This is a genomic window from Clostridium sp. NSJ-145, from assembly GCF_021044725.1.
GTDB lineage: Bacteria > Bacillota > Clostridia > Clostridiales > Clostridiaceae > Clostridium > Clostridium disporicum_B.
Map to the genome: position 1 here is coordinate 1 of NZ_JAJNOS010000033.1, position 6,988 is coordinate 6,988.

The following is a 6,988-nucleotide window of genomic DNA, read 5'->3' on the forward strand; positions in this document are numbered from 1 at the left end:
ACAGAAAAAGGCTACACTCTTCTATTAATTACATGACTCCAGATCAATGTGAATTATTAGCTAGAAGTGCAGCATAAAAAAGTTTGACTTTTTGTGTCCAAAATATTGACATAAGACCATATAAAGGTGGTAAATTTAGCCCATCAAGTGTACGTGAAATATTAAGTAACATCACTTATACTGGCAATTTACTACTACAAAAATACTATATTGTTGATCCTATAATAAAAAAGGAAAAGAAAAATAATGGAGAACTTAATCAATACTATGTTGAAAATAGCCACGAGGCAATTATATCAATGGAGCAATATGAGGCTGTTCAAAAAGAATTTGAAAGAAGAAATAAACTAGGTCAAAGGGCAAACCAATCCCTACACATTACTTGTTTTACTTCCAAAGTTAAATGCCCACTATGTGGCAAGAGTTATAGAAGAAGTGGTAAGAAAAACAGAATGGGAAAAGATTATACCTATTATGTTTGGGTATGTCGAACTAAAAGTGAAAAAGGTGCGAAGTATTGCGGTGCTAAGGTTATACCAGAAGAAGAATTGAAAATCGCAGCGTGTAATGCTTTAGGTTGGAATGAATTTGACTCTGACTTATTTGATGAAACAATTGAAAAGGTTGTACCAATTGGAGAAGATATGATAGAGTTCTATCCTTATGATGGAGGAGTTATAAAACAAGAATGGCATTCGACTGCAAGGCAAAGAGGATGGAATGAAGAAAGAAAACGTACAACCACAGAAAAAAGATTAAAAACACTGGAGGCGAGAAAAAATGCCAAAGAATGTTAGAAAGATACCTGCATCAGTAAACTTGTATAATGCAGTACCAATTACAAATAAGAAAAAAAGAAAAGTCGCTGCATATGCTAGGGTTTCAACAGACCAGGAAGAACAATTAACGAGTTATGAGGCACAGGTTGACTACTACACAAACTATATTAAATCAAGAGATGATTGGGAATTTGTTGATGTTTATACTGATGAAGGTATAAGTGGAACATCTACAAAGCATCGTGAAGGATTTAATAAAATGGTTAAATCAGCATTAGCAGGAAACATTGATTTAATCATCACAAAGTCAGTTTCAAGGTTTGCTAGAAACACAGTAGATAGTTTAACAACAATAAGAAAGCTGAAAGATATAGGTTGTGAATGCTATTTTGAAAAAGAAAACATCTGGACATTTGATGGTAAGGGAGAATTATTACTTACAATAATGAGTTCATTAGCTCAAGAAGAAAGTAGATCCATATCAGAGAATGTTAAATGGGGGCACAGAAAAAGATTTGCAGATGGTAAAGTAACTGTGCCATTTGGAAATTTCCTAGGATACAAAAGAGGGGAAGATGGAAACCTTGTTATAGATGAAGAACAAGCTGTAATTGTAAAACGAATATATCGAGAGTATTTATCTGGTTCAACTGCAGTAGCAATAGCAAAAGGTTTAACCAATGATGGTATAGAAACGCCAGGACATAAACAAAAGTGGCACGCTTCAACAGTTAGGAGTATTCTTACAAATGAGAAGTATAAGGGTGAGGCACTACTTCAAAAGTATTACACACCAGACTTCTTAACCAAAAAACAAAAAATAAATAATGGTGAGGTACAACAATACTATGTTGAAAATAACCATCCAGCAATTATAGAACCAGATACATTTGAGATGGTTAGGTTAGAAATGGATAGAAGATTGATGCTAAATGGTAAATATAGTGGAACTGATATTTTGACATCAAGAATTAAGTGTGGAGAATGCGGTGGTAGCTATGGAGCTAAGGTATGGCATTCAAATGATAAGTACAGGAAAATAATGTATCAATGCAATAGGAAATATTCTGGAAAGGAAAATTGTAAAACACCTGCAATAAGGTCTGATGATATTGAAAGTAGATTTGTGAATGTAGTTAATTCAATGATTGAAAATAAGGATGAGATAATTTCTAACCTTGAAAGAATACTTGATAAAATATGCAACAAAAAAGGATTATCAGAAGAAAAAGAAAAACTGGAGAATAGTCTAGCAGAGCAAGTTGAAAAAATACAAGAGCTTATTGAAATGAATTCAAGGGTGGCACAAAACCAAGAAAAGTATAAAAAAGAATATGATGCGATAATAAAAACTTATGATGAAACAAAAGCAAAGTATGAACAATTAGAAATTGAGATATCAAAACAATCTGCAAAGCATCAGATGATAAAAGACTATATTAATACCTTAAAAAAACAAACAAGACTTCTTGAAAAGTTTGATGGACTATTGTGGGGAAGTTTACTTGAAAGTGCTACAATAAAGGACAAGGATACAATCGTATTTAAATTTAAAGATGGAACAGAAATAAATGGATAAAAAATCATTATAAATTTTTAAGAGCAAATGTAAAATTTTGCTCTTTTTATGATATAATAAGCACACAGATAAATAGTAATTTGTAGAGGAGGAAATAATGAAATATATTAAAGAAGATTTAATTGAAGCAAAAAGACAAATTAATTCAACGCTACATAAGTTACGAGAAGCAATAAAAACTCTTGAATCAAAAGAAAATCCAAAAAGATATAAATCACAAATCACCTTGGCAAAAAGACGAGTAAAAGCTTTTGAAATAGCAAATTACTTAATAGAAAATGAGATAAAAAATCGCTAGTTTAGATTTAACAAATAGTAATTTACCGAAAAGATTGTCAGTAATGACAGTCTTTTTTGTACGACAGGCAGTTATACAAATAGATTAGTTCAGTGCAACTAATCTATTTTTTTATTATATATTGACTTTTAACGATAACTACTATAAAATATAGTGGTGCAGTTTATAGTAGTGAGGAGGACATTAAATATATGAAAAATTATGACAACTATTTTCTTCCTGTAGATAATATGGAAGAAGCAAAAAGATATTATGAGGAAATATTGGGGTTAAAAAAGAAATTTGATTTCTCTGATAAGGGAATGGTTGCTTATAATATTGGAAATGAAGAACCTGCAATAATTTTAAAAGACAAAAATAAATTTGAGAATTTAAAGCCTACAATATGGTTTGAAGTAGAAGATGTTGCAATCTTCTATAAAGAAATGTTGAATAATGGTATAAAATTTTTGAGTGAGCCTTTTAAAATTGGAACTGGTAATGCAGTCGAGTTTGAAGATCCATTTGGAAATAGACTTGGCGTTACAGATTATATTAAGTAAGGAGTAGAGATTATGTCAAATATAGATTTGGTATTATTAGGACTTATTAAACAAAAATCACAAAGTGCTTATGATATTAAAAAAAATATAGAATATCGTAATATACCAAGATGGGTAAAAATTAGTGAACAGTCTATTTATAAGAAAGTATTACAATTAGAATCAAAAGAATATATTGTTAGCCATAAAGAGAAAGAGGGAAATATGCCAGATAAAGCAATATATACTATTACTAACAAAGGTAATGATTATTTTAATAAACTTATGAATGATATTTCAAATTCTGATGTTAGTCTATATTTGGATTTTAATATTATTATCACGAATTTAGATTTAGTAGATGATGAACAAAAAAAGATTCTTGTTTCTAATATAAAATCAAAGATATTAGAATTAAAAGAATTACTAAATGAAAGACAATCTCATAGACAACATATTCCTAATGTTGGAAAACAAATGTTCAAACAACAATTAGCATTAGTAGAAACATTAGAAAAGTGGATAATTGATTTTGAGAATAGTTTAAAAGAACAAAATTAGCAAATATTGATTTTAAGTTAAAAGATAAATTTGTAGGGAGGGAAATTCCATGAAAATAATCAACATTGGTATTCTTGCTCATGTAGATGCAGGAAAGACGACTTTAACGGAAAGTCTGCTTTATACAAGTGGAGCGATTTTAGAATTAGGCAGTGTAGATAAGGGAACAACAAGGACAGATACTATGTTTTTAGAACGTCAGCGTGGAATCACAATTCAGGCAGCAGTTACTTCTTTTAATTGGAATGACTACAAAATCAATATTGTAGATACTCCTGGACATACAGATTTTATAACAGAAGTGTATCGTTCTTTATCAGTTCTTGATGGAGCTATTTTAGTAATTTCTGCTAAAGATGGTGTACAAGCACAAACCAGAATACTATTCCATGCACTTCAAAAAATGAATATACCAACAATTATTTTTATAAATAAAATAGATCAGGATGGAATTAACTTAAATAATATTTATCAAAATATCAAAGAAAAACTTTCAAATGATATTATTGTTATGCAAAATGTAACATTAACTCCAGAAATATCAATTAAAAATATCATTGATTTAGATGATTGGGATCCTGTAATTTCCAAAAATGATAAACTTTTAGAAAAATATATTGTAGGAGAAAAATTGACTATACAAGAATTAATGTATGAAGAATATAGGTGTGTTAAAAAAGGTTCGTTGTTTCCTATATACCATGGAAGTGCTAGAAATAATATAGGGACTCAACAACTCATCGAAGCTATTTCAAATCTTTTTTGTTCTGAAATGAATGAGAATGATTCAGAACTATGTGGAAGAGTTTTTAAAATTGAATATACAGACCATAAGCAAAGGTTAGTTTATTTGCGTCTTTACAGTGGAACATTACACTTACGAGATACAATTATATTGCCAGAAAAAAAGAAAGTGAAACTTACAGAAATATATATTCCTTCAAATGGAGAAATGATACAGACAAAAACAGTTTGTTCTGGAGATATTTTTATTATACCTAACAATACATTAAGATTGAACGATATTATAGGAAATGAAAAGCTTTTGCCATGCAATGTATGGAATGACAAGACTGTACCAATACTACGAACAAGAATTGAACCAATAAAAATAGAAGAGAGAGAAAAATTATTGGATGCTCTTACAGAAATTGCAGATACTGATCCTCTTTTACGTTATTATGTTGATACGATAACACATGAAATCATCATTTCTTTTTTAGGAACAGTGCAGTTAGAAGTTATCTGTTCTCTGTTGATTGAAAAATATCACATAAACGTAAGAATCGAAGATCCAACCGTAATTTATTTGGAAAAGCCATTACAAAAGGCAGATTATACTATTCATATTGAAGTACCACCAAATCCATTTTGGGCATCAATTGGATTATCAATAACTCCACTTCCAATTGGCAGTGGAATACAGTACGAAAGCAAAGTTTCACTCGGTTATTTAAATCAAAGTTTCCAAAATGCAGTAAGAGAAGGTATTAATTATGGACTGGAGCAAGGATTGTATGGTTGGAAAGTGACAGATTGTAAAATATGTTTTGAATATGGTGTTTATTATAGCCCTGTTAGTACTCCCTCGGATTTTCGCTTTCTTGCCCCAATTGTACTTGAACAAACATTGAAAAAAGCGGGAACGCAATTATTAGAGCCATATCTTTCGTTTATACTTTTTACACCACAGGAATACTTTTCTCGTGCATATAATGATGCACAAAAACATTGTGCAATAATTGAAACAAGTCAATCAAAAAATGATGAAGTTATTTTTACAGGACATATTCCTGCACGTTGTATTAATGAATATCGTAATACTTTAACTCTATATACAAATGGGCAAGCAGTTTTTTTGACAGAATTAAAAGATTATCAAATTGCTACTTGTGAACCAGTTATTCAATCACGCAGACCAAATAATCTAATAGATAAAGTACGCCATATGTTTAATAAAAAAGAAAATTAAGTTACTATTCGCTAAATTACAATTTGTTAAGTAGTTGATGATATGGATAAGTATTTAGAAATCAAAAAGATTTTTGTACTGTTTAGATGTGATTATGATAGAGAAAGGATGCTAATACAATTTGGTCTGTAAGCTATGATATTAAAAATAATAGCATTTATAGGATTGATGGAAATCCAAAAAGGAAAAAATATAAAATAGATACAAGGTTAAATTTAAAGAATAATTTTATGTTTAAGGTAAATCTAAGGCAATAGAAAATTTACTTTTTTCTGTTATAATATAAGTAATAATAATTTTAAAAGTGAGTTGATATGAAAATGAGAACAGAGAAACAAATATATGATACTATACTTAATTTTGCTAAAGCAGATGATAGAATTAGGGTGGTTACTTTAGAAGGTTCAAGAACAAATATTAATATTATACCAGATGATTTTCAAGATTATGATATTACTTTTTTTGTCACAGACATGCAGAGTTTTATTAATAGTGATGAGTGGCTTAATGTTTTTGGAGAGAGACTTATTATGCAAAAACCCGAGGATATGGAATTGTTTCCAAAAGAAGAAAAAGGGTATTCATATCTTATGTTATTTTGGGACGGAGTTAAAATAGATTTGACATTATTGCCATTAGAAGTTTTAGATGAATATTTTACTTGGGATAAATTAGTAAAATTATTATTAGATAAGGATAATCGTGTTACTAATATACCAGTACCTACAGATGAAGATTATTATATAGAACATCCGACAGCACGTTCTTTTGATGATTGCTGTAATGAATTTTGGAATACTGTAACATATGTAGTGAAAGGATTATGTCGAAAGGAAATTTTATTTGCAATCGACCATTTAAATAATATTGTGCGTATGGAATTACTGCGAATGATTTCATGGAAGGTTGGAATAGAGCAAGGTTATAGTTTTAGTCTAGGAAAAAACTATAAATTTTTAGAACGATATATTTCACCTGAATTATGGAAGAAAATTCTTGCTACATATAATATGGGGTCATATACAGAAATGTGGAAATCTTTAGAATTATGTATGGGAATTTTTAGAATGGTATCAAAAGAAGTGGCACAATGTTTAAATTATTTATATCCAGATTATGATAAAAATATTAGTAATTATGTTATAAGACAAAAAGAAAAGGCTTTGTTTTAATAAACTGTTGAAATTTGATTAACCTCTATAAATATGGTTATAATATATAATATAACTACTATTTAGGAGGTTTTTTATGCCAAGAGTTAATAATGTTATTCAGCAA

The 6,988-nt window shown here is 29.3% G+C and carries 7 protein-coding genes; all 7 read left to right on the top strand.

The genetic code is table 11. The features are described from left to right. Positions 1-83 precede the first annotated feature (83 nt). Positions 84-797, top strand: coding sequence for a recombinase family protein (locus LQE93_RS16390; RefSeq protein WP_231074535.1), 714 nt, complete (start codon positions 84-86; stop codon positions 795-797). Next, the gene (locus LQE93_RS16395) at positions 781-2,358 is read left to right on the top strand and encodes a recombinase family protein (RefSeq protein WP_231074537.1); all 1,578 of its coding nucleotides are present in this window, start codon (positions 781-783) and stop codon (positions 2,356-2,358) included. The genes LQE93_RS16390 and LQE93_RS16395 overlap by 17 nt, the downstream gene beginning before the upstream one ends. Before the next feature lie 97 nt (positions 2,359-2,455). Beyond that, complete coding sequence (locus tag LQE93_RS16400) at positions 2,456-2,656, top strand: hypothetical protein (RefSeq protein ID WP_231074539.1); 201 nt, start codon at positions 2,456-2,458, stop codon at positions 2,654-2,656. 191 nt (positions 2,657-2,847) lie between these two features. Continuing rightward, positions 2,848-3,198 carry a VOC family protein gene (locus LQE93_RS16405; RefSeq protein WP_009300545.1) on the top strand — a complete coding sequence of 117 codons (351 nt, stop codon included), beginning with the start codon at positions 2,848-2,850 and terminating at the stop codon, positions 3,196-3,198. A gap of 12 nt (positions 3,199-3,210) precedes the next feature. Next, positions 3,211-3,738: a PadR family transcriptional regulator gene (locus tag LQE93_RS16410; RefSeq protein ID WP_118549566.1), complete on the top strand. Its 528-nt coding sequence runs from the start codon at positions 3,211-3,213 to the stop codon at positions 3,736-3,738. A 49-nt stretch (positions 3,739-3,787) separates the two neighbouring features. Continuing rightward, positions 3,788-5,710 carry a tetracycline resistance ribosomal protection protein Tet(44) gene (gene tet(44), locus LQE93_RS16415; RefSeq protein WP_231074541.1) on the top strand — a complete coding sequence of 641 codons (1,923 nt, stop codon included), beginning with the start codon at positions 3,788-3,790 and terminating at the stop codon, positions 5,708-5,710. 320 nt (positions 5,711-6,030) lie between these two features. Then, positions 6,031-6,882, top strand: coding sequence for an aminoglycoside 6-adenylyltransferase (gene ant(6) / locus LQE93_RS16420; RefSeq protein WP_442870542.1), 852 nt, complete (start codon positions 6,031-6,033; stop codon positions 6,880-6,882). Positions 6,883-6,988 lie beyond the last annotated feature (106 nt).